The 24,189-nt window shown below is 45.8% G+C and carries 20 protein-coding genes and 1 pseudogene; 15 read left to right on the forward strand and 6 right to left on the reverse strand.

Annotation, left to right across the window (positions count from 1 at the left end; translation table 11 throughout):
• The 9 genes and pseudogenes from R7E00_RS21300 to rpoC all read left to right on the forward strand — a co-directional run.
• Positions 1 to 71 (forward strand): annotated as a pseudogene (locus R7E00_RS21300) (elongation factor Tu); the annotation flags it as partial.
• A 266-nt stretch (positions 72 to 337) separates the two neighbouring features.
• The gene (secE, locus tag R7E00_RS21305; protein ID WP_005384680.1) at positions 338 to 718 is read left to right on the forward strand and encodes a preprotein translocase subunit SecE; all 381 of its coding nucleotides are present in this window, start codon (positions 338 to 340) and stop codon (positions 716 to 718) included.
• Between the two features lie 13 nt (positions 719 to 731).
• Positions 732 to 1,280, forward strand: a complete 549-nt coding sequence (gene nusG / locus R7E00_RS21310) for a transcription termination/antitermination protein NusG (RefSeq protein ID WP_005384681.1) — start codon at positions 732 to 734, stop codon at positions 1,278 to 1,280.
• Positions 1,281 to 1,444: 164 nt separating this feature from the next.
• Positions 1,445 to 1,873, forward strand: a complete 429-nt coding sequence (gene rplK / locus R7E00_RS21315; RefSeq protein WP_005384682.1) for a 50S ribosomal protein L11 — start codon at positions 1,445 to 1,447, stop codon at positions 1,871 to 1,873.
• A gap of 4 nt (positions 1,874 to 1,877) precedes the next feature.
• On the forward strand, positions 1,878 to 2,579 hold the full coding sequence (gene rplA, locus R7E00_RS21320; protein WP_005384683.1) for a 50S ribosomal protein L1: 702 nt from the start codon (positions 1,878 to 1,880) through the stop codon (positions 2,577 to 2,579).
• Positions 2,580 to 2,872: 293 nt separating this feature from the next.
• The gene (gene rplJ, locus R7E00_RS21325; protein ID WP_005382538.1) at positions 2,873 to 3,367 is read left to right on the forward strand and encodes a 50S ribosomal protein L10; all 495 of its coding nucleotides are present in this window, start codon (positions 2,873 to 2,875) and stop codon (positions 3,365 to 3,367) included.
• 57 nt (positions 3,368 to 3,424) lie between these two features.
• Positions 3,425 to 3,793: a 50S ribosomal protein L7/L12 gene (gene rplL / locus R7E00_RS21330; protein ID WP_005382540.1), complete on the forward strand. Its 369-nt coding sequence runs from the start codon at positions 3,425 to 3,427 to the stop codon at positions 3,791 to 3,793.
• Between the two features lie 252 nt (positions 3,794 to 4,045).
• Positions 4,046 to 8,074: a DNA-directed RNA polymerase subunit beta gene (gene rpoB / locus R7E00_RS21335; protein WP_005384685.1), complete on the forward strand. Its 4,029-nt coding sequence runs from the start codon at positions 4,046 to 4,048 to the stop codon at positions 8,072 to 8,074.
• 104 nt (positions 8,075 to 8,178) lie between these two features.
• Positions 8,179 to 12,381 carry a DNA-directed RNA polymerase subunit beta' gene (gene rpoC, locus R7E00_RS21340; protein WP_005382514.1) on the forward strand — a complete coding sequence of 1,401 codons (4,203 nt, stop codon included), beginning with the start codon at positions 8,179 to 8,181 and terminating at the stop codon, positions 12,379 to 12,381.
• Positions 12,382 to 12,553: 172 nt separating this feature from the next.
• Here rpoC and R7E00_RS21345 read toward each other — a convergent pair whose 3' ends face one another.
• On the reverse strand, positions 12,554 to 13,045 hold the full coding sequence (locus R7E00_RS21345) for an Rsd/AlgQ family anti-sigma factor (RefSeq protein ID WP_005382515.1): 492 nt from the start codon (positions 13,043 to 13,045) through the stop codon (positions 12,554 to 12,556).
• A gap of 177 nt (positions 13,046 to 13,222) precedes the next feature.
• On the opposite strand from R7E00_RS21345, the gene nudC reads away from it, so the two are divergent.
• A complete protein-coding gene (gene nudC, locus R7E00_RS21350; protein ID WP_262606424.1) occupies positions 13,223 to 14,020 on the forward strand; it encodes an NAD(+) diphosphatase in 798 nt (265 codons plus the stop codon).
• Between the two features lie 247 nt (positions 14,021 to 14,267).
• The gene (gene hemE / locus R7E00_RS21355; RefSeq protein WP_262606423.1) at positions 14,268 to 15,335 is read left to right on the forward strand and encodes a uroporphyrinogen decarboxylase; all 1,068 of its coding nucleotides are present in this window, start codon (positions 14,268 to 14,270) and stop codon (positions 15,333 to 15,335) included.
• A 240-nt stretch (positions 15,336 to 15,575) separates the two neighbouring features.
• On the opposite strand, the gene R7E00_RS21360 is transcribed toward hemE, so the two are convergent.
• Positions 15,576 to 16,148, reverse strand: coding sequence for a uracil-DNA glycosylase family protein (locus R7E00_RS21360; protein WP_262606422.1), 573 nt, complete (start codon positions 16,146 to 16,148; stop codon positions 15,576 to 15,578).
• A gap of 2 nt (positions 16,149 to 16,150) precedes the next feature.
• The gene (locus tag R7E00_RS21365; RefSeq protein ID WP_262606421.1) at positions 16,151 to 17,074 is read right to left on the reverse strand and encodes a D-2-hydroxyacid dehydrogenase; all 924 of its coding nucleotides are present in this window, start codon (positions 17,072 to 17,074) and stop codon (positions 16,151 to 16,153) included.
• Between the two features lie 66 nt (positions 17,075 to 17,140).
• On the opposite strand from R7E00_RS21365, the gene R7E00_RS21370 reads away from it, so the two are divergent.
• On the forward strand, positions 17,141 to 17,728 hold the full coding sequence (locus tag R7E00_RS21370; RefSeq protein WP_005382520.1) for a YjaG family protein: 588 nt from the start codon (positions 17,141 to 17,143) through the stop codon (positions 17,726 to 17,728).
• Positions 17,729 to 17,807: 79 nt separating this feature from the next.
• On the opposite strand, the gene R7E00_RS21375 is transcribed toward R7E00_RS21370, so the two are convergent.
• Positions 17,808 to 18,941: a hemolysin family protein gene (locus tag R7E00_RS21375; protein ID WP_017821795.1), complete on the reverse strand. Its 1,134-nt coding sequence runs from the start codon at positions 18,939 to 18,941 to the stop codon at positions 17,808 to 17,810.
• Between the two features lie 253 nt (positions 18,942 to 19,194).
• On the opposite strand from R7E00_RS21375, the gene hupA reads away from it, so the two are divergent.
• Both hupA and R7E00_RS21385 read left to right on the forward strand, forming a co-directional pair.
• Complete coding sequence (gene hupA / locus R7E00_RS21380; protein WP_005382524.1) at positions 19,195 to 19,467, forward strand: nucleoid-associated protein HU-alpha; 273 nt, start codon at positions 19,195 to 19,197, stop codon at positions 19,465 to 19,467.
• A gap of 39 nt (positions 19,468 to 19,506) precedes the next feature.
• Positions 19,507 to 20,205 (forward strand): DUF1481 domain-containing protein, encoded by a 699-nt coding sequence (locus tag R7E00_RS21385; protein WP_017635549.1) that lies wholly within the window; start codon positions 19,507 to 19,509, stop codon positions 20,203 to 20,205.
• Between the two features lie 83 nt (positions 20,206 to 20,288).
• On the opposite strand, the gene purD is transcribed toward R7E00_RS21385, so the two are convergent.
• Together purD and purH are read right to left on the reverse strand one after the other, a co-directional pair.
• Complete coding sequence (purD, locus tag R7E00_RS21390; protein WP_054577303.1) at positions 20,289 to 21,578, reverse strand: phosphoribosylamine--glycine ligase; 1,290 nt, start codon at positions 21,576 to 21,578, stop codon at positions 20,289 to 20,291.
• 194 nt (positions 21,579 to 21,772) lie between these two features.
• Positions 21,773 to 23,383 carry a bifunctional phosphoribosylaminoimidazolecarboxamide formyltransferase/IMP cyclohydrolase gene (gene purH / locus R7E00_RS21395; RefSeq protein ID WP_262606420.1) on the reverse strand — a complete coding sequence of 537 codons (1,611 nt, stop codon included), beginning with the start codon at positions 23,381 to 23,383 and terminating at the stop codon, positions 21,773 to 21,775.
• A 265-nt stretch (positions 23,384 to 23,648) separates the two neighbouring features.
• Here purH and zntR point away from each other — a divergent pair, with 265 nt between their 5' ends.
• Positions 23,649 to 24,047, forward strand: coding sequence for a Zn(2+)-responsive transcriptional regulator (gene zntR / locus R7E00_RS21400; protein WP_005382529.1), 399 nt, complete (start codon positions 23,649 to 23,651; stop codon positions 24,045 to 24,047).
• The last annotated feature ends 142 nt before the right edge of the window (positions 24,048 to 24,189 follow it).

Below are 24,189 nucleotides of genomic sequence, written 5' to 3' on the forward strand. Positions count from 1 at the left end.
GTCTACGTTTCGCGATCCGTGAAGGTGGCCGTACAGTAGGTGCTGGTGTTGTTGCTAAGATCTTCGACTAATTCATAGCGAATTAGCGATGCTTTCGGAAAATCTTGAATTAGATTTGACGAACCAGTAGCAAAAAGGGCATCATTTGATGCCCTTTTTCTGCACTCAACATTATTTTTGCTGTTTTCTTGTTCAGAAGTGGGTTGGGCGCAGAGCAAGATTAAGCAAAGAGGCTTAATCTTAAGAAGAGTACGCTGATTTTTTCAGCGATATGGAGTTTGCCCTGCAACAGCGGGGTTGTTGTCGTCTATATTAAGACTTGTAACAGGTTGGTTTTATGAAAGCAAATAATGCTGAAACTCCTGATAGCTCAAACGCAGCAGATACGTTTAAGTGGGTAGCCGCTTTCGTATTGGCAGCTGCCGCTGTTGTGGGTAATTACCTGTATGGTGAAATGTCTGTAGTGGTTCGTGCTGCAGGCGTTGTTGTTCTTATTGCAGCTGCCTTAGGCGTTGCAGCAACAACGACTAAAGGTAAAGCAGCGATCAGTTTTGCAAAAGAATCTCGTATGGAAGTACGTAAAGTTGTTTGGCCTACTCGCCAAGAAACCATGCAAACAACACTGATCGTTTTAGCTGTAAGTATTGTAATGGCTCTAGTGCTATGGGGTATTGACGGAATTATGGTTCGTCTAGTAGCTCTAGCAACTGGGGTATAGAGGGTTTTTATTCATGAGTGAAGCTCCAAAAAAACGCTGGTATGTGGTTCAAGCCTTCTCTGGATTTGAAGGTCGTGTAGCTCAATCTCTGCGCGAGCATATCAAAATGCACGGCATGGAAGAGCTATTCGGTGAAGTACTGGTTCCTACTGAAGAAGTAGTGGAAATGCGCGCGGGTCAGCGTCGCAAGTCTGAGCGTAAGTTCTTCCCAGGTTACGTCCTTGTTCAGATGATTATGAACGATGAATCATGGCACCTAGTACGCAGTGTGCCGCGTGTCATGGGCTTCATTGGTGGTACCTCAGACCGTCCGGCACCTATCACGGATAAAGAGGCTGACGCGATTCTTAATCGTCTTGAGAAAGCGAGTGAAGCGCCTCGTCCGCGTACAATGTACGAAGCGGGTGAAGTGGTACGTGTTAACGAAGGTCCATTTGCTGACTTCAACGGTACTGTTGAAGAAGTGGATTACGAGAAGAGCCGCCTGAAAGTGTCTGTATCGATCTTTGGTCGTGCGACACCAGTTGAGCTTGAATTTGGTCAGGTTGAAAAGCTGGACTAAGACTCTTCGTTAAAGAGTATAAAAAATCACCTTTTTAGGGTTGTATAAGGCGCGGATTATGACTATAATTTCGCGCCTTTTTACTTCAAGTGAAGTAAAAAGTTTCTTACACAAACGGGGAGCTGATCCGCGATTAGCGTTTGTACCCAAACTTAGGAATTATCATGGCTAAGAAAGTTGAAGCTTACATCAAGCTACAAGTTGCTGCTGGTATGGCTAACCCTAGTCCACCAGTAGGTCCTGCACTAGGTCAACACGGTGTGAACATCATGGAATTCTGTAAAGCGTTCAACGCAAAAACAGAATCTATTGAGAAAGGTCTACCAACTCCAGTAGTTATCACAGTATACAGCGACCGTTCTTTCACGTTCGTAACTAAGACTCCACCTGCTGCTGTTCTTCTTAAGAAAGCTGCTGGCGTTAAGTCTGGTTCAGGTCGTCCAAACACTGAAAAAGTTGGTACTGTAACTGACGCTCAAATCCAAGAAATCGCAGAAACTAAAGCTGCTGATATGACTGGTGCTGACATCGAAGCGATGAAGCGTTCTATCGCTGGTACTGCTCGTTCAATGGGCCTAGTGGTAGAGGGTTAATAAGATGGCAAAACTAACTAAGCGCATGCGCGTAATCCGCGAAAAAGTTGACGTAACTAAAGAATACGAAATCAACGAAGCTGTTGCTCTTCTTCAAGAACTAGCGACTGCTAAATTCGTTGAGTCTGTAGACGTTGCTGTTAACCTTGGCATTGATGCTCGTAAATCTGACCAGAACGTACGTGGTGCAACTGTACTACCTCACGGTACTGGCCGCGAAATCCGCGTTGCAGTGTTCACTCAAGGTGCTAACGCTGAAGCAGCTAAAGAAGCTGGTGCAGACATCGTAGGTATGGAAGATCTTGCTGAGCAAGTTAAGAAAGGCGAAATGAACTTTGACGTAGTTGTTGCTTCTCCAGATGCAATGCGCGTTGTAGGTCAACTAGGTACTATCCTAGGTCCTCGCGGTCTTATGCCAAACCCTAAAGTTGGTACTGTAACTCCTAACGTTGCTGAAGCAGTTAAAAACGCTAAAGCTGGTCAGGTTCGTTACCGTAACGACAAAAACGGCATCATCCACACTACTATCGGTAAAGCAAACTTCTCTGCTGAGCAGATCAAAGAGAACCTAGAAGCACTTCTAGTTGCTCTGAAGAAAGCTAAGCCATCTTCAGCGAAAGGTACTTTCCTGAAGAAAGTAAGCATCTCTACTACTATGGGTGCTGGTGTTGCTGTTGATCAGGCTAGCCTGAACACTCAAGCATAATTTATTTGCTTAGGCGCAAAATTAGTGTATAATTTTGCGCCTAATATTTGTGGTTGGGGCTGAACTTTGGTTCTTTGAACTGTCTCCTAGTTCGAAATGAATTAAGACCCAGTCTCCGTCCAAGACCGTAGGTGTTTGTGTAAAAGCAAACTTAATTATCCTACGTAGATGGTGCCCGAACTGACAGAAAGCTCTATGTAATATAGTTAACTTTCTTCTGGGGAAGCACCTCAATAGCTCTCACTGTCGTGATGATAGTGAGTGGTGTAACGACAACCAGGAGTAAATCCAAGATGGCTTTAAACCTTCAAGACAAAAAAGCAATTGTTGCTGAAGTCAACGAAGCTGCCAGTGGTGCACTTTCTGCAGTTGTAGCTGATTCTCGTGGCGTTCAAGTTGGCGCGATGACTTCTCTACGTAAACAAGCTCGTGAAGCTGGCGTTTACATGAGAGTTGTTCGTAACACTCTTGCTCGTCGTGCGGTTGAAGGTACTGAGTACGAGTGTCTAACTGACACTTTCACTGGTCCTACTCTAATCGCATTCTCTAATGAGCACCCAGGTGCTGCAGCGCGTCTTTTCAAAGACTTCGCTAAAGAGAACAAAGATTTCGAGATCAAAGCTGCTGCATTTGAAGGCGCTTTAACTGACGCTGAAGTACTAGCAACACTACCAACTTACGACGAAGCAATTGCACGCCTAATGATGTGCATGAAAGAAGCTTCGGCTGGCAAGCTGGCGCGTACTATCGCAGCTATCCGCGATCAAAAACAAGAAGCAGCGGCATAAGCCTTGCTTTTTACTGGTTGCTTAATAAACTTATTGTTGACTTAAAAGAGAATTGTTATGTCTATTACTAACGAGCAAATCCTAGACGCAGTTGCAGAAATGTCTGTAATGCAAGTTGTTGAACTAATCGAAGCAATGGAAGAGAAATTCGGTGTTTCTGCTGCTGCTGCTGTTGTAGCTGGCGGCGCTGCTGCAGGCGAAGCTGCTGCTGAGCAAACTGAATTCGACGTAATCCTAGAAGCTGCTGGCGGTAACAAAGTTGCTGTAATCAAAGCAGTACGTGGCGCAACTGGCCTAGGTCTTAAAGAAGCTAAAGCTCTAGTAGACGGCGCTCCAGCACCTCTTAAAGAAGGTGTTGAGAAAGCAGAAGCTGAAGCTCTTAAAGCTCAGCTAGAAGAAGCTGGTGCAACTGTTGCTGTTAAGTAATTATTGCATAGTTTCTTAGCCTAACGGCTAATTGGCTGGTGGTTTTTTAACCACCGGCCTTTTTGCGCTGTAGGGTATAGGCGAATTTTCCCGCTGTTTAAGCGCCTGATATCCATGCAAAAAACATTTCATTCTTACGAAATGAAATGTCACTACAGTAAACAGCTATATTAGTCACTGTCCCTTACCCCCCTTAAGTAACTAGGAGCGGGCGGACAGTTTGGGTCACTTATCAGCGAGCTGAGGAACCCCATGGTTTACTCTTATACCGAGAAAAAGCGCATCCGTAAGGACTTTGGTACTCGTCCACAAGTTTTGGACATTCCATACCTGCTATCGATCCAGCTCGATTCGTTCGACAAATTTATCGAACAGGATCCTGAAGGTCAATACGGTCTTGAAGCCGCTTTCCGTTCTGTATTCCCGATTCAGAGCTACAACGGCAATTCTGAGCTGCAATACGTTAGCTACCGTCTTGGTGAGCCAGTTTTTGACGTTAAAGAATGTCAAATCCGCGGTGTAACTTACTCAAAGCCACTACGTGTAAAACTACGCCTAGTTATCTTTGATAAAGACGCGCCAGCAGGTACTGTAAAAGACATTAAAGAACAAGAAGTCTACATGGGTGAAATTCCACTCATGACAGACAATGGTACCTTCGTAATCAACGGTACCGAGAGGGTTATCGTATCCCAGCTGCACCGAAGCCCAGGCGTGTTCTTCGACAGCGATAAGGGTAAGACCCACTCTTCAGGTAAAGTTTTATACAACGCACGTGTTATTCCTTACCGTGGTTCATGGCTTGATTTCGAGTTTGATCCTAAGGATAACTTGTACGTTCGTATCGACCGCCGTCGTAAGCTACCAGCATCGATCATCCTTCGAGCACTAGGTAAGTCGACAGAAGAAATCCTAGATATCTTCTTCGAGAAAGTGAACTTCGAAGTGAAAGACCAAACTCTATTGATGGAGTTGGTTCCTGATCGTCTACGTGGTGAAACTGCGTCATTCGACATCGAAGCAAATGGTAAAGTTTACGTTGAGCAGGGTCGTCGCGTAACAGCTCGTCATATCCGCCAACTAGAAAAAGATGGCGTTGATCACATCGAAGTACCAGTTGAGTACATCGTTGGTAAAGTTGCATCTAAAGATTACATCAATGAAGCAACTGGCGAGATCATTGTTAACGCTAACCAGGAAATCAGCCTGGAAGCATTAGCGAACCTATCTCAGGCAGGCCACAAAGCGCTAGAAGTTCTATTTACGAACGATCTAGACCACGGTCCATTCATGTCAGAAACATTACGTATCGACAGCACGGTTGATCGTATTTCTGCATTGGTAGAAATCTACCGCATGATGCGCCCTGGTGAGCCGCCAACAAAAGAAGCTGCAGAAGCTCTATTCGAAAGCCTATTCTTCTCTGAAGAGCGTTACGATCTATCGACTGTTGGTCGTATGAAGTTCAACAGCTCTATCGGCCGTGAAGATGCTCAAGAGCAAGGCACACTTGATGAAACTGATATCATCGAAGTGATGAAGAAGCTGATCGCGATCCGTAACGGTAAGGGCGAAGTGGACGATATCGACCACCTAGGCAACCGTCGTATCCGTTCTGTAGGCGAAATGGCTGAGAACCAGTTCCGTGTAGGTCTAGTACGTGTTGAGCGTGCAGTTAAAGAGCGTCTAAGCCTAGGCGATCTTGACGCAATCATGCCTCAAGACTTGATCAACGCGAAGCCAATTTCTGCGGCAGTTAAAGAATTCTTTGGCTCTTCACAGCTTTCACAGTTCATGGACCAAAACAACCCGCTATCAGAAGTAACGCACAAGCGTCGTATTTCTGCGTTGGGTCCTGGCGGTCTAACTCGTGAACGTGCTGGCTTCGAAGTACGTGACGTACACGTAACTCACTACGGTCGTCTATGTCCTATCGAAACGCCTGAAGGTCCAAACATCGGTCTGATCAACTCTCTATCTGCGTTTGCGCGTTGTAACGAGTACGGTTTCCTAGAGACACCATACCGTCGCGTTGTAGATGGCGTAGTAACAGACGAAGTAGATTACCTATCTGCAATCGAAGAAGGCCAATTCGTTATCGCACAGGCGAACGCTAAGCTAAACGAAGATGGTACTTTTGCAGATGAGCTGATCACAGCTCGTCAGAAAGGTGAATCTGGTCTACACCCTCGTGAGCACGCTCAGTACATGGACGTTGCGACAAACCAGGTTGTATCTATCGCTGCATCGCTTATCCCGTTCCTAGAACACGATGATGCGAACCGTGCATTGATGGGTGCGAACATGCAACGTCAGGCAGTTCCAACACTGAAAGCTGACAAACCGCTTGTTGGTACTGGTATTGAACGTAACGTAGCAGTTGACTCAGGTGTAACTGCAGTTGCTAAACGTGGTGGTGTAATCCAGTCAGTAGATGCTTCTCGTATCGTTGTTAAAGTTAACGAAGAAGAGCTAGTACCAGGTGAAGCTGGTATCGACATCTACAACCTGACTAAATACACACGTTCTAACCAGAACACATGTATTAACCAGCGCCCATGTGTGATGCCAGGTGAGCCTGTATCACGCGGTGACGTTCTTGCTGATGGTCCTTCAACAGACCTTGGTGAACTAGCGCTTGGTCAAAACATGCGTATCGCGTTCATGCCTTGGAACGGTTACAACTTCGAAGACTCGATCTTAGTATCTGAGCGCGTAGTTCAAGAAGACCGTTTCACGACTATCCACATCCAAGAACTGACTTGTGTGGCGCGTGATACTAAGCTTGGTTCTGAAGAGATCACAGCGGATATTCCAAACGTAGGTGAGTCTGCTCTGTCTAAACTAGACGAGTCAGGTATCGTTTACATCGGTGCTGAAGTTAAGGGTGGCGACATCCTAGTTGGTAAAGTTACACCTAAAGGTGAAACTCAGCTAACGCCTGAAGAGAAGCTACTACGTGCAATCTTCGGTGAAAAAGCATCTGACGTTAAAGATACTTCACTACGTGTACCTAACTCTGTATCAGGTACGATCATCGACGTTCAAGTCTTTACTCGCGATGGCGTAGAGAAAGACAAGCGTGCGCTTGAAATCGAACAGATGCAGCTTAAAGAAGCGAAGAAAGACCTAACTGAAGAATTCCAGATTCTTGAGGGCGGCCTTCTAAACCGTGTTAAAGCTGTATTGATTGAAGGCGGTTACTCTGAAGCGAAACTAGACACAACTGATCGTAAGAAGTGGCTAGAACTAACGCTAGAAGATGACGCACTACAAACTCAGCTTGAGCAACTTGCTGAGCAGTGGGATGAGCTAAAAGCCGACTTCGATAAGAAGTTCGAAACTAAGCGTCGTAAGATCACTCAAGGTGATGATTTAGCACCTGGTGTACTGAAGATCGTTAAGGTTTACCTAGCGGTTAAACGTCGCATTCAGCCTGGTGATAAGATGGCGGGTCGTCACGGTAACAAGGGTGTAATCTCTAAGATCAACCCTGTTGAAGACATGCCATACGATGAGAAAGGTCAGCCTGTAGACATCGTACTTAACCCACTGGGTGTACCTTCGCGTATGAACATCGGTCAGATCCTAGAAGTACACTTAGGTCTGGCAGCGAAAGGTATCGGTGACAAGATCAACCAGATGGTTAAAGAGCAGCAAGAACTAGCGAAATTCCGCGAGTTCCTACAAAAAGTTTACGATCTAGGCGACACTCGCCAGAAAGTAGACATTGCTTCTCTATCTGATGATGAAGTACGTACTCTGATCAAGAACTTGCGTGGCGGTCTACCAATCGCGACTCCTGTATTTGATGGCGCTCCAGAAGAGTCAATCAAAGCACTTCTTGAGCTAGCAGATCTACCAACATCAGGTCAGTTAACACTGTTTGATGGTCGCACAGGTGATGCGTTTGAGCGTCCTGTAACTGTTGGTTACATGTACATGCTGAAACTGAACCACCTTGTTGATGACAAGATGCACGCTCGTTCAACTGGTTCGTACAGCCTAGTAACTCAGCAGCCACTAGGTGGTAAAGCTCAGTTCGGTGGTCAGCGTTTCGGTGAGATGGAAGTATGGGCACTAGAAGCATACGGTGCTGCTTACACGCTACAAGAAATGCTAACGGTTAAGTCGGATGACGTTAACGGCCGTACTAAGATGTACAAGAACATCGTAGACGGTAACCACAGCATGGAACCTGGCATGCCAGAATCGTTCAACGTACTGTTGAAAGAGATCCGCTCGCTAGGTATCAACATCGAGCTAGAAGACGAAGAGTAATCCTTTTCTCTCTTGATGAAAGTCGAGAGAATCAAAGCGATTATTTGGAAGAAGGTGCTCACTTTAGCAAGTGAGCTCCTTTTAACTCCTTACAGGAGCTGATTGTGAAAGACTTATTAAACTTTCTAAAAGCACAGCATAAGACCGAAGAATTTGATGCAATCAAAATCGGTCTATCTTCACCAGACATGATCCGTTCATGGTCTTTCGGTGAAGTTAAAAAACCTGAAACGATCAACTATCGTACGTTCAAACCTGAACGCGATGGTCTGTTCTGTGCGCGTATCTTTGGTCCAGTTAAAGACTACGAATGTCTTTGTGGTAAGTACAAGCGCCTGAAGCACCGTGGTGTTATCTGTGAGAAGTGTGGTGTAGAAGTTACACAAACTAAAGTTCGTCGTGACCGTATGGGCCACATTGAACTGGCTTCACCAGTAGCTCACATCTGGTTCCTAAAATCGCTACCGTCTCGTATCGGTCTACTAATGGATATCCCTCTACGTGATATCGAACGCGTTCTGTACTTCGAAATGTACGTAGTAACAGAGCCTGGTATGACTGATCTAGAAAAAGGTCAGATGCTTACTGAAGAAGAGTATCTAGATCGTCTAGAAGAGTGGGGCGACGAGTTCACTGCTAAGATGGGTGCGGAAGCTATCAAGGACCTACTAGGTTCTATGGATATGCACGCTGAAGCAGAACAAATGCGTGAAGAGTTAGAGACAACAAACTCTGAAACTAAGCGTAAGAAAGTAACTAAGCGTCTTAAGCTGGTAGAAGCGTTCATCGCATCGGGTAACAACCCTGAGTGGATGATCCTAACTGTACTTCCAGTACTTCCGCCAGATCTACGTCCTCTAGTACCTCTAGATGGCGGTCGCTTTGCGACTTCTGATCTTAACGATCTATACCGTCGTGTGATCAACCGTAACAACCGTTTGAAGCGTCTTCTAGAGCTAGCTGCTCCGGACATCATCGTACGTAACGAAAAACGTATGCTGCAAGAGTCTGTTGATGCGCTACTAGATAACGGTCGTCGTGGTCGTGCGATCACAGGTTCTAACAAGCGTCCTCTGAAATCTCTTGCTGATATGATCAAGGGTAAACAAGGTCGTTTCCGTCAGAACCTTCTAGGTAAACGTGTAGACTACTCTGGCCGTTCTGTAATCACAGTAGGTCCATACCTTCGTCTACACCAGTGTGGTCTTCCTAAGAAGATGGCACTTGAGCTATTCAAACCATTCATCTACAGCAAGCTAGAGACTCGTGGTCTTGCGACTACAATCAAAGCTGCTAAGAAAATGGTAGAGCGTGAAGAAGCGGTCGTTTGGGATATCCTAGACGAAGTAATCCGTGAACACCCAGTACTATTGAACCGTGCACCGACACTTCACCGTCTAGGTATCCAGGCGTTCGAACCAGTACTGATCGAAGGTAAAGCGATTCAGCTACACCCACTTGTTTGTGCAGCGTACAACGCGGACTTCGATGGTGACCAAATGGCGGTTCACGTACCTCTAACTCTAGAGGCACAGCTTGAAGCTCGTACTCTGATGATGTCGACAAACAACATTCTGTCGCCAGCGTCAGGTGATCCGATCATCGTACCTTCTCAGGACGTTGTATTGGGTCTGTACTACATGACTCGTGAAAAGATCAACGTGAAAGGTGAAGGCATGTACCTTTCTGGCCCAGAAGAGGCTGAGAAAGCATACCGCACTAAACAAGCTGAGCTTCACGCACGCGTTAAAGTACGTATTACAGAAACTGTTGTAGACGAAGATGGCAACAGCACTACAGAAACCAAGATGGTAGACACCACTGTTGGTCGTGCAATGCTATGGCAAATCGTGCCAGCTGGTCTACCGTACAGCATCGTTAACCAAAAGCTAGGTAAGAAGCAAATCTCTAACCTACTTAACGAGGCGTACCGTAAACTAGGTCTGAAAGACACAGTAATCTTCGCTGACCAAATCATGTACACAGGTTTCGCATACGCGGCACTTTCTGGTGTATCTGTTGGTATCGACGATATGGTTGTACCTGCAGCTAAGTACACTGAAATCGCAGAAGCGGAAGAAGAAGTACGTGAAATCCAGGAACAGTACCAATCAGGTCTTGTTACTGCGGGCGAACGCTACAACAAAGTTATCGATATCTGGGCATCGACCAACGACCGTGTTGCGAAAGCAATGATGGAAAACCTTTCATCTGAAACGGTAGTTAACCGTGACGGTGAAGAGGAACAGCAAGAGTCATTCAACAGCATCTATATGATGGCGGACTCGGGCGCTCGTGGTTCTGCAGCACAGATTCGTCAGCTTGCGGGTATGCGTGGTCTGATGGCGCGTCCAGATGGTTCAATCATCGAAACACCGATCACAGCGAACTTTAAAGAAGGTCTAAACGTACTTCAGTACTTTATCTCAACGCACGGTGCTCGTAAGGGTCTTGCGGATACGGCACTGAAAACAGCGAACTCGGGTTACCTAACTCGTCGTCTAGTAGACGTTGCTCAAGACGTTGTTGTAACTGAACATGACTGTGGCACTCACGAAGGTGTCGACATGATGCCTCACATCGAGGGTGGTGATGTTAAAGTTGCACTTTCTGAGCTTGCTCTTGGTCGTGTTGTTGCTGAAGACGTACTAAAACCTGGCACTGAAGACGTTCTTATTCCACGTAACACCCTGATCGATGAGAAGTGGTGTCAAATCATGGAAGAGAACTCAGTAGACAGCATGAAAGTGCGCTCTGTAGTAACGTGTGATTCTGACTTCGGTTGTTGTGCACAATGTTACGGTCGTGACCTAGCACGTGGTCACCTAGTGAACCAAGGTGAAGCAGTGGGTGTTATTGCTGCTCAGTCTATCGGTGAGCCAGGTACACAGCTAACGATGCGTACGTTCCACATCGGTGGTGCGGCATCGACAGCAGCGGCAGAGAACAGTGTTCAAGTTAAGAACAACGGTTCTATCAAGCTACACAACGCTAAATCTGTATTGGCTGATGACGGTAAGATCGTTATCACTTCTCGTGCGACAGAGTTAACTATCGTTGATGAGTTTGGTCGTACTAAAGAGAAGCACAAACTGCCTTACGGTACGCTACTAAGCAAAGGCGATGGTGATACAGTTCAAGCTGGCGAAACAGTTGCAAACTGGGAAGCGCACACACTACCTATCATTACTGAGGTAGCAGGTCGCATCCAGTTCGTAGATATGATCGACGGCGTAACAGTATCTCGTCAAACTGATGACCTAACTGGTCTATCTTCAAGCGAAGTAACTGACCCAGCAGCTCGCCCTTCAGCAGGTAAAGATATGCGTCCAGCTATCAAACTTGTTGACGAGCAAGGTAACGATGTAATGATCCCTGGTACTGATATGCCAGCTCACTACTTCCTACCTGGTAAAGCGATTGTGAACATCGAAGATGGCGCAGCAGTAGGTGTTGGTGCAACACTAGCACGTATTCCTCAGAAGTCTGGCGGTAACAAAGATATCACCGGTGGTCTTCCACGAGTTGCTGACCTATTTGAAGCACGTAAGCCGAAAGAGCCTGCAATCCTTGCTGAGCACACAGGTACTGTGAGCTTTGGTAAAGAGACGAAAGGTAAACGTCGCCTAGTGATCACACGTGAAAGCGGTGAAGCTTACGAAGAGATGATTCCTAAGCATCGTCAGTTGAACGTATTCGAAGGTGAAAAAGTTGAACGTGGTGATGTGATCGCAGATGGTCCAGAGTCTCCACATGACATCCTACGTCTACGTGGCGTACACGCGGTAACGCAGTACATTGCTAACGAAGTACAGGAAGTTTACCGTCTACAAGGCGTTAAGATTAACGATAAGCACATTGAAACTATCGTTCGTCAGATGCTACGTAAGTGTACTATTACTCACTCTGGTGACTCTGAGTTCCTACCTGGTGAACAGATTGAGTACTCACAAGTTAAGATTGCTAACCGTAACCTAGAAGCTGAAGGCAAAGAGCCTGCACGTTTCGAACGTGAACTACTAGGTATTACTAAAGCATCTCTAGCGACTGAGTCGTTCATCTCTGCGGCATCGTTCCAGGAGACAACTCGCGTACTAACAGAAGCTGCGGTTTCTGGTAAGCGTGATGACCTACGTGGTCTGAAAGAGAACGTAATTGTTGGTCGTCTGATCCCAGCTGGTACTGGTTTCGCATACCACCAAGAGCGTCAAGCTAAACGTTCTGAAGCGCAAGATGGTCCTTCTGCTGAGCAAGCAACGGATAACCTAGCGGCACTTCTAAACGCTGGTTTCTCTTCTGAAGAGTAAGTCATATAACGAGTAATCGTTAAAAGCTTAAGAAAAAGGCACCTTCGGGTGCCTTTTTAGTTTTTATACTACTTTGTTCTTCCGGTGGGATTTTCGATAAAGCTAGAAACAAAAAAGACCGACGATGATCGTCAGTCTTTTCTCTCACTCTATTTCTAAATGTTTGCAAATACTAAGCCCCAGGTGGCATAGACAGGCTTTCTGCGATTTGCTGTATCAGATAGTCCTCGACTTCAAAGCGAGTCTCAAGAATTTCCCCAATGAGACACATATCAGAATCGAAATCATTTAATTCATCATCTTCAGTCACTTCTGAGTACTTATCGTTAAAGTTCAATAATGGTTCAGTCGTTAGAACAATTTGACCATAGGTTTGATTGATCTCATTAGTCACGACAAAGCCGGTTGCTTTCCAACGGTCCATAACCATGTCATAAATTTTAAAGTGGCCTTCGGAGATGTAATCAACGAGGTGCTGACAGAAATCCTGCAGTTCGGAAGGAGATGGGAGTTCAATAACATTGGTTTTCGAACAAGGTTGCAGCGCTGCAAGCTTACAATATTCAACAATCAGGGATTGTCGTGTCTCTAACCAGTGATCAATGACATCACTTGAGCCACCCCACTGGTCTTGTGTTTGTTTGAATTTTCTTAGCATGACCATGCCCTCATGATCTGATCGCCCATCGGCGAACGTATCCTTTGCAAAGCAAAGTTAGTAAAGTTATTACAAACTCTTGTCCTTACTAGAATTTAGAGTGCACATTTACTTAACGATAAACTCTAGTATGAAATTAGATTGCCAGTAAAATGAACGAACTTCAAGCAAAGGGATGGTGTAATGTTAAGAAAAGGTGATGTTAACCGCGCGATAAATGCATACTGGTGTGTTGTTGCAGGAAGTGAAATTTGGCTGGTGGATGGTGCTGTGCCCTTCGGGTCTGCAGAGCAGTTATCACTGCCAGTAACGAGTGCAAGACCCATTGGTGAGTATTCTGGTTCGCCCGTCATGTGGCTTAACTTGGCCGATTTAGAGCATGATCTACCTTTAGTATCCCTGCGTGACTGCCTGCATTTTCCTGAGCCATTATTTATGTTGTTAAGTAAAGCTGTGCAATATGGGCACATGACGCAAAGTTTGCGCTTTTGTCCACAGTGCGGAGGAAGAAACTTTCTTAATAATAACCAGTTAGCCATGCAGTGTAGTGAATGTCGCACCCTTCATTATCCTAGAATATTTCCGTGTATTATCGTTGCTGTACGTAAAGAAAATCAGATCTTATTAGCCCAACATCCAAGGCATCGAAATGGTATGTATACGGTTATTGCGGGTTTTCTAGAAGTCGGTGAGACATTAGAAGAGTGCGTGGCTCGAGAAATTCATGAAGAAACGGGAATTCTCGTTAAAAATATTCGTTACTTTGGCAGCCAGCCTTGGGCTTTCCCATCCAGTATGATGATGGGGTTTTTAGCTGACTATGAATCCGGAGAGTTAAGCCCAGACTACACTGAGCTGTCTGATGCACAATGGTTTGGTATCGACGAGATGCCGCCTGTTGCGCCTAAAGGAACGATTGCAAGAGCACTTATCGAACAAACGCTGAAAGATATAGACTCTAATTGTCTGATAAATAGATAAAAAAAACCCTCCGAGAGGGAGGGGGTAAGTAAGATGTCGTTATGAGATGCTGAGTACCGAGTACTCAGTTTATAATTGTAGTTTTCGCTAGCGAACAAATTTTTAACACTGATGCGGATTGTGTGCAAATTAAGCATTGATTTAAAAGTTAATAACTTGATCCAGGTTGCAAAGCACACAGCTATTGGACTTAAATCAGTGATAGAATACCCCCTTTCACAGAAAGCCTAACAGTTGGAATTACGGAATGACTGAATTAAAAAATGATCGTTATCTGCGTGCGCTTTTAAAAGAGCCGGTAGATTACACGCCAGTATGGATGATGCGCCAGGCAGGTCGTTACCTACCAGAATACAAAGCGACTCGTGCAGAAGCGGGTGATTTCATGTCTTTGTGTCGAAATGCAGAATTAGCATCCGAAGTAACTCTTCAACCACTACGCCGTTTTCCTCTTGATGCAGCGATCTTGTTCTCTGACATCCTAACTATCCCAGATGCAATGGGTCTGGGTCTGCGTTTTGCTGCTGGTGAAGGTCCGGTCTTCGATAACCCAATTACTTGCAAAGCCGACGTAGAGAAAATCGGTCTGCCAGATCCAGAAGGTGAACTGCAGTACGTAATGAATGCCGTGCGTCAAATCCGTAAAGATTTGAATGGTGATGTACCTCTAATTGGTTTCTCTGGTAGCCCATGGACGCTTGCGACTTACATGGTTGAAGGTGGTAGCTCTAAGGCCTTCACGAAGATCAAGAAGATGATGTACGCAGAACCTCAAACTCTGCATCTTCTACTGGATAAGCTAGCAGATAGCGTGATTGAATACCTAAATGCACAAATCAAAGCCGGCGCGCAGTCAGTTATGGTATTTGATACATGGGGTGGCGTTCTGACTCCTCGTGATTACAACCTGTTCTCATTGCAATACATGCACAAGATTGTGGATGGCCTGATTCGCGAAAATGACGGTTGTCGCGTACCTGTTACGCTATTTACTAAGAATGGCGGTATGTGGCTAGAGCAAATCGCAGCAACGGGTTGTGATGCGGTTGGTCTAGATTGGACGATCAATATTGCTGATGCGAAAGCGCGTATCGGCGATAAAGTGGCACTGCAAGGCAACATGGACCCATCTATGCTTTACGCTTCACCTGAGCGCATCCGTGAAGAAGTAGCGGGTATCCTAGAAGGTTTTGGTGATGCTGGTACAGGTCACGTATTCAACCTAGGTCATGGCATCCACCTAGATGTGCCGCCAGAAAACGCGGGCGTATTTGTGGAAGCGGTACACGAGCTATCTAAGCCATACCACAAGTAAGTTAGATCTTTTGAAATCAAATGCCGGCATTCAGTGCCGGTATTTTTTTGCCTAAAATTCATTTTTTCTATCTGAGACTCAAGGCTGTACAGCTCTAGTAGTATTTGGCCTACTATGATCTAATTACTACTCTAGCTGTACACTAGATGTTAAAGTTTAATATAAACAAATACTTATGATTTCGGGTTTTATGTTCTAATTTTCTTGTACAGATAAACAAGCAATTAGATCATAGGTAACCTAAAGCATCGAGTGAACGCGTTTTTTAAGGTATGGCACGACGTCAGATTCAAACCAAGGATTCTTCTTTAACCACAATGTATTGCGTGGAGATGGGTGAGGGAGCGGGATAAAGCCCGGTTCCCAATCTTGCCATTGCTGAACAGTTTGCGTGAGCGTCTTTGGTTTGTTGGTGAGATAGTACTGCTGCGAGTACTGACCAATTAGTAGAGTGAGCTCTATATTGGGCAGTTGCTCAAGAATCTTTTTATGCCAAGTGGGCGCACATTCTTTACGAGGCGGTAAATCACCAGAGTTCCCTTTGCCTGGATAACAGAATCCCATTGGGACAATGGCAATTTTATTTGGGTCGTAGAAAACGTCTTTGTCGATATCGAGCCATTGGCGTAATCGATCACCACTTGGGTCATTCCAAGGTATCGAGGTTTTGTGTACACGTGTGCCAGGGGCCTGACCGATGATTAGGATGCGTGCCTCTTTTGCTGCTTGCACGACAGGGTTTGCACCCAAAGGTAAGTTATCCGCGCAGATCTGGCAGGCCCTCACTTGCTGCAATAGCTCGTCTAACGACATTCTTAGTAACCCTTTTCGAAATCCACTTGATAATTTAATGAAAACCCATCGCGCCAGCGTAGATAGTTGTCAGCAAAAATCTCGATGACTTGCTCGGGAAAACTCAGCGCAGCAATGTGTGGAGTGATGGTGACTTGCGGTAGTTTCCAAAACGGATGCTCTACCGATAACGGTTCTTGCTCAAACACATCTAAGAAGGCGTGTTCTACCCAACGGTTTTTCAGAGCGAAGAGCAACCCTGCCTCATCCAATACGTCGCCACGACCTACGTTAAACAATAACGCCTGATTTAGTTGGCTGAGCGTTTGACGATTAAGTAACTGTCGCGTCTCAGGTGTACTTGGTAGAGTATTCACAACGATGTCGGCTTGCTCAAATGCCTTATTTAGTTCATTGATATGAAAGGTCTGATGAAACTCGCCGCCTGAAGTCGGGATACCTGTGCGGTTAATACCGATAGTTTTTATCCCCATTGCTTTAGCGGCGTTGCCCAGATAGCCCCCAATGCTACCGGTACCAAGAATTACCATGGTTTTACTTTGTAATGACGTGTATAGGTGAGGCTGCCATTGTTTGTTTTGTTGCTGCTGGTGGTATCGGGCAAAGTGGCGGTAATGGGCAATACTGTAACCCAAAACATATTCAGCAATCAGTGGACCAAAGATGCCTCGAACGTTAGTTAGAGTATAGTCCTGACGAAGGCTAGGGGATGTTAAGGCGTTGACACCAGCAAACGTGGATTGCACCCATTCAAGCTGTGAAAATTCGTCTAAGCTTTGTGATAGTAAGGGTGGATCCGCTAGTACGATCTGAGCGGCTTCTGGTTGGTCGGTGAGGCAAAGATCGGGCAGATTTTTCTCTGCCAGTAACGTTTTGTAGGTGTCGCGATGCTCTGAGAGCAGGAAAATCTGATTTGAATGCGGCATTAACTTTTTTCCCTGTGATGAATCAAGTACACTTTCGCTGTTTTTTTCTTCAATGATTGAGTGACTATGCTTAAGAATCCTCTTCAGGTTCGTTTAGAAAAACTAGAACCTTGGCAACAAATTACCTTTATGGCGTGTCTGTGTGAACGCATGTATCCAAACTATGCGATGTTTTGTGAGAATACAGAATTTGCTGACCCGCGTGCTTACCGAGCGATTCTTGATAGTGTATGGGAAATTTTGACAGTTAAGAACGCGAAAATTAACTTCGAACGTCAATTAGAGAAGTTAGAAGAGTTGTTCCCAAGTGCGGATGAGTTCGATTTTTACGGCGTTTACCCAGCAATGGACGCGTGTCAGGGTTTGTCTACGTTACTGCATGGTCTATTGGACCGCGACTACCTTTTCGATTCAATGCTTAAAGTGAGTCAACAGTCGGTACAAACCGTTGCTGATCTAGAGCAAGCACAAGGCGCAGAGCCAATCACTAACGACAACCAGAAAGAAAACGAAGCCGTATGTGAAGAGTGGGATGTCCAGTGGGCAATCTTCCGTCCGCTGCGTGAAGCGGTAGAACGTGACATCAGCTTGATTAAAGATTTGCGTGAAGAGCTACGTGAAGAAGGTGTGAGCAACATCGGTATTGCACTTTAATCGTTGAATAAATAGAAAAAGGCATCCTAACTGGATGCCTTTTTTGTTTGTGCGTTTAAGCGGTTATGCCCAATGCTGATTACGATTCTTTCGAGTCGGATTTCGGTGGCTCTTGAGCTTCTGGCTCTTTATCCTGCTTCTCCGGCTCATTATCTTCTTCATCGTCATCGCGGCTTTCGATTACGCCGTGCATTTCTTTCCAGCTTTCCCAGCGTTGGTAAGCCAGCTCCTGCATGTCAGTGCTTTTATCTGCTTCGTCGATGATCTCCTCGCCTACGAGGTGTTCAAAAATATCTTCCAACGTTACCAAACCTAGCACGGTACCGTATTCATCAACAACAAGTGCCAGCTGTAAGCGATGAGTCATCATCTGGTCGAATACTTTAGGTAAAGTGGTATTGTTTAGCACCACTTGAATTGGGCGCATGATTGCTCCCAACTGTTTCTGTCCACAACCTGATTGTTGTAGTTTGAACAACTCAAGGCGATGCACAAAACCAATGATGTTATCTTTCTGTTCGCTGTAAACCAATGGGCGTGAGAAAGGCGTATCTTTGTGTTTTTCTAGGAACTCATTGATGGTCATTGTGGCATCGACACGGAATACTACTGGTCGTGGCGTCATAACCTGCGTTACGGGTACATCTTGGATGCCAAGCAAGTTGCTTAAGATTTTTGATTCACCCTCGGCAAACTCACCGCTTTCACGTGCCAGAATCGCCATTGCAGACAGCTCATCACGCATCTTTGGAGCTTCGTGGTTACGAGCAAGACGCTTGGTGATTTGCTCTGAGAACCAAACAAAGGGTGTAAGCGCCCATACCATCCAACGCAATGCGACCGCGGCAGTGGGTGCCAACTGACGCCAGTAGGTCGCGCCAATCGTCTTCGGTACGATTTCTGAAAGCACTAAGATCGCCAATGTCAGCACTGCCGAAAAGATACCTAATGCTTCGCTACCAAATACAACCGCAGCTTGTGCACCAGCAGTGGCCGCGCCGATAGTGTGAGCGATGGTGTTTAAAGTCAGAATAGATGCCAGTGGTCGGTCGATATCTGATTTCAGCTTAGCCAATTGCCCAGCTGCGGGATGCCCCTGTTGATTGAGCTGCGCAATGTAGCTCGGACTGATACTCAGCAGTACCGCCTCCAGCACCGAACAGATAAACGAAATGCCGATTGCAATAGAGATATAAATGGATAACAGCAGCATAGTTGCCCTTGAATGTAGTTTGATAGTGGTTATTTGCAGCTATTATAACCGCAAAAGTGACTTATAAATTGGTCCAAATACCTTGGAAAGCAAGGGTTTTCAGGGGGTATGTGGTAACAAATTGTGAGTTATTACTCATATTATGGCTAAAAGTACGTCAGAAAATCGAAAGATCGCTTACAAACCTTTGCCAGATGGGGCATTTATGTTTTAGAGTGAGACGAATTCGATAACCTATGAGAAGGGAAACCTAATGAACAAGACCCAATTAATCGACTTTATCGCAGAGAAAGCAGACCTATCAAAAGCACAAGCAAAAGCTGCTCTTGAAGCGACTCTTGATGGTGTAACTGGCGCACTTAAAGAGGGTGACCAAGTTCAACTAATTGGTTTTGGTACATTCAAAGTAAACCACCGCGCTGCACGTACTGGTCGTAACCCTAAGACTGGTGACGAGATTCAAATCGCAGCGGCTAACGTACCAGCATTCGTAGCAGGTAAAGCGCTGAAAGAATCAGTAAACTAAGTTAGAATGCACCGAGGTATCCTGCCTCGGTGCAATTTCATGAAAAAACATCTACTCACTTCACTTCTCCTATCTAGCCTTACCCTTTTTGGCTGTTCGTCGGTTGAAACTCCTAATTTAGAACAATTCACGCATTTTTCTGGTGGTAAAGTTGCGGGAGATGCTAGCAGCTTGTACTGGATGACAGAGAAACTCACTCGTGTGAGTACGGCGGCTGATTATGTGACTATGGGGGACAATGGTTGGTTCCAGAGTGATTATCGCTGGGATGAAGGTGAGTTGCGAGAGTTGATTCGAAAAGGCGAGCAAGTTGATACCAAACAAGAGTTGGTGCCTTTTCAAATCCACATCCGTTTCAATAAAGATGGCGAAGCGGTTTACCAAAAATATCGTGTTAACCGTAAAGTCTTACCACTTCAGCATGACCAATTAGAGCGCTACAAAGCAGAAGCGAATGACGTAGTGGCATCGGTTAAGGCGCAGTCTCGTAACAATCAGAGCCTTATTCAAGGTTATTGGAATGGTCAATCGTTTGAAACCTGCAAAGGTAAGGTGTTCTCGACACTCGAGTTTAATCAGACGTTGCCAAAATTTATTATCGAGCGTCTCTCATCGGTAGACAGTTATGTGGCTTTTGTCGGCAAGCAGTCACGAAACAAAGCAATGGTCGATGAACTGTTGATGCTCAATGACGATGACTTTGATTGTGTTTCTCGGCCAACGTTGATCTCTGAATAAACATTGCTTCGAATTCTGTCGAACAAGAACAATAAAAAAGGCGCTGAGTGCGCCTTTTGTTTTTTAGCCAACTCATGTTGTTTTTATTTTTCTTGCTCACGTGCAATTGCACGGTAGCCGATGTCGTTGCGATGGAACATGCCATCCCAACGGATCTGTTTTGCAAGCTCGTAAGCACGCTGCTGCGCTTCTGATACACTGTTGCCAAGTGCGGTTGCACAAAGAACACGACCACCGTTTGTCACGATGTCGCCATCTTTGTTATCTGTACCAGCATGGAAGACTTTTTCGCCTTCAATTTCAACTTGTGGCAGACCCGAAATAACGTCGCCTTTGTTGTACGCTGCTGGATAACCACCGGCTGCTAGCACGATACCAATCGATGCTCGTGGATCCCACTTCGATTCCGCTTGATCCAGTTTCTCGTCGATTGCCGCTAGGCACAGATCAACAAGATCCGATTCCATGCGCATCATGATAGGTTGTGTCTCAGGATCACCGAAGCGGCAGTTGTACTCGATTACTTTCGGAGTGCCGTCTTTGTCGATCATCAGACCCGCGTATAGGAAACCAGTGTAAGGGTTACCTTCAGAGGCCATGCCACGTACTGTTGGGTAAATCACTTCTTCCATGATGCGGTTGTGGATTTCCTGTGTTACCACTGGAGCTGGAGAGTATGCTCCCATGCCACCGGTGTTAGGACCAGTATCTTTGTCGCCTACGCGTTTGTGGTCTTGGCTGGTGGCCATTGGCAGAACGTTCTCACCATCCACCATCACGATGAAGCTTGCTTCTTCACCATCTAGGAACTCTTCGATAACGACACGACTACCAGCATCACCAAATGCGTTGCCTGCTAGCATGTCTTTGATTGCGTCCTCAGCTTCTTCTAGCGTCATTGCCACAATCACGCCTTTACCAGCTGCAAGGCCGTCGGCTTTCACCACGATCGGTGCACCTTGCTCACGCACGTAAGCCAGTGCAGGCTCGATTTCAGTGAAATTCGCGTAGGCACCCGTTGGGATTTGGTGACGAGCAAGGAAGTCTTTGGTAAACGCTTTAGAGCCTTCAAGCTGTGCTGCGGCTTGGGTCGGGCCGAATATTGGCAAACCTGCTTCGCGGAAAGCATCAACCACACCAATAACCAATGGTGCTTCTGGGCCAACGATAGTCAGTTCAATCGCCTTCTCTTTGGCGAAAGCAACAAGGCCAGCGATGTCTTCTACATCGATGTTTACGTTCTCTAGTTTTGGCTCTAGTGCTGTACCTGCGTTGCCTGGAGCAATGAAAATAGTCTCAACATTTGGGTTTTGCGCTGCTTTCCAGCCTAGCGCATGTTCACGACCGCCTGAACCAATGATTAAAACTCGCATATGAAAATCCTTAATCTTATAAATACCGTTTGCTCAAACTCAGATATTTCGCAAAGACCTGAGTATGACCTCTCTAATTCAGTGGGACGAGGACAAGGCGACAAGTGAACTTATTCCTATGAGCATAGTATGCTATGTGATTAGGATAAGTGAACGCCGTCAACGCAGTTATCGTCCCAGTGAAGACGAGAGGATTAGTGGCGGAAGTGACGCATACCGGTAAAGATCATCGCCATGCCGTGTTCGTCTGCTGCTGCAATAACTTCGTCATCACGCATAGAACCACCTGGTTGGATAACACACTTGATGCCAGCTTCTGCAGCCGCGTCGATACCGTCACGGAATGGGAAGAAAGCGTCAGATGCCATTACACAACCTTCAACCTGTAGACCTTCGTCTGCAGCTTTGATGCCTGCGATTTTCGCAGAGTAAACGCGGCTCATTTGGCCAGCGCCTACACCGATAGTCATGTCACCTTTCGAGTAAACGATCGCATTAGATTTCACGTATTTCGCTACTTTCCAGCAAAACAGTGCATCTTTCAGCTCTTCTTCTGTTGGCTGGCGCTTAGAAACCACTTTTAGGTCGTCTAGGCTTACCATGCCTTGGTCACGGTCTTGAACCAGTAGACCGCCATTCACGCGTTTCACGTCAAAGCCAGTTGTCTTAGTTGTCCATTCGCCACACTCAAGTAGACGCACGTTCTTCTTCGCTGCAACCACTTCAATCGCTTCAGCAGAAACAGAAGGTGCGATGATCACTTCAACGAATTGACGCTCAACAATAGCGGTTGCTGTTGCTGCGTCTAGCTCTTGGTTGAATGCAATGATGCCGCCGAATGCAGATGTTGGGTCAGTTTGGTAAGCACGGTTGTATGCTTCTAGAATGTCTTTACCTAGAGCAACACCGCATGGGTTTGCGTGTTTTACGATTACACATGCTGGCTCGTTGAACTCTTTCACACACTCAAGCGCTGCGTCCGTGTCTGCGATGTTGTTGTAAGAAAGGGCTTTACCTTGGATTTGGCGAGCAGTAGAAACGGATGCTTCTTGTGGGTTTGCTTCAACGTAGAATGCGGCTGCTTGGTGGCTGTTCTCACCGTAGCGCATGTCTTGCTTCTTCTCGAACTGTTGGTTGAACGTACGTGGGAATTTAGACTCTTCATCAGCCTTCTTTCCTTCTTCATCAAGTAGAGAGGCACCGTAAGATGGAACCATAGTGCCGAAGTAGTTTGCGATCATGCCGTCGTAAGATGCTGTGTGCTCGAATGCTGCGATAGCTAGGTCGAAACGAGTTTCTAGTGTTAGAGACTTCTCGTTTGCGTCCATCTCTGCAATTACGCGGCCGTAATCACCTGCGTTAACAACGATAGTCACGTCTTTGTGGTTTTTCGCTGCAGAACGAACCATGGTTGGGCCGCCGATATCGATGTTTTCAACAGCGTCGGCTAGTGTACAGCCTTCTTTGGCAACGGTTTCTGCGAATGGGTATAGGTTTACGACAACCATATCGATAGGGTTGATGCCGTGCTTTTCCATCACGTCATCATCTTGGCCACGACGACCAAGCACACCACCGTGAACTTTTGGGTGAAGCGTTTTAACGCGGCCGTCCATCATTTCTGGGAAACCAGTGTAGTCAGAGACTTCAGTTACGGCGATGCCTTGTTCGGCAAGTAGGCGAGCTGTACCACCAGTAGATAGGATATCGACACCGCGCTCAGCAAGAGCTTGCGCAAACTCAACAATACCTGTTTTGTCTGATACGCTGATAAGCGCACGGCGAATAGGACGAGCGTTATTCATGCTTCCATTTTCCTCAAATTCACGGAGTTAAAGATGTTTGCCAAAAATGAACTTGTTTTTACCTCTTGGGGTAAAATATTGGCCAGTTTTGGTAAAGACCTTTGCAGGGTGTTTTCTGATTAGAAAACAGTCTCCACATTTGATGGCGCGTATTCTAACCAATTTATTACAAAAAAGCTCGCGCAATCGTTTGGCATCTCAAAAATAATTGCAAAAAAGTCGTTCTTTAGCTTTAAAAGTAACGAGATAGTTAATAGGGAAAGTTATGTTTCAGATAGGTGAACTGGCAAAACGTTGTGGTGTGACTGCCGATACATTGCGTTTCTACGAGAAAAACGCGCTAATAAAACCCGCAGGGCGAAGCGAATCAGGCTACCGCTTGTATGATGAAGAGAATCAAAAGCAGGTGCACTTTATCCTCAAAGGTAAAGATCTTGGCTTGAGTCTGGATGAAATTAAAGACCTGTTAGAAATTAAGTTAGAAGCGACAGAACACAGCTGTGCAGAGGTAAAAGCCATTACTTCTGCTAAGTTAGAGCTGATTGATGGGAAAATTAACGAGCTGACGAAAATTCGCCGAGCTTTGAAGAAGATTAATGATGCTTGTTGTGGTCATACAGACGATGACGCCACACATTGCTCTATCCTTGCAGCACTTGAGTAGTCTCATTCTTGAATCACTTAACTTAAGTTTGCATTTTTGGCGACTTGCTTTTCTAGGTACACGCTGCTTTCCCACCTATAATCTTGCCTTTAGTTACTTGTAGGAATCGACCATTGTCTGATTCCTACCGTAACGCTGTCTG

It is taken from the genome of Vibrio sp. Vb1755 (assembly GCF_033338635.1).
GTDB classification, from domain to species: Bacteria; Pseudomonadota; Gammaproteobacteria; order Enterobacterales; family Vibrionaceae; genus Vibrio; species Vibrio alginolyticus.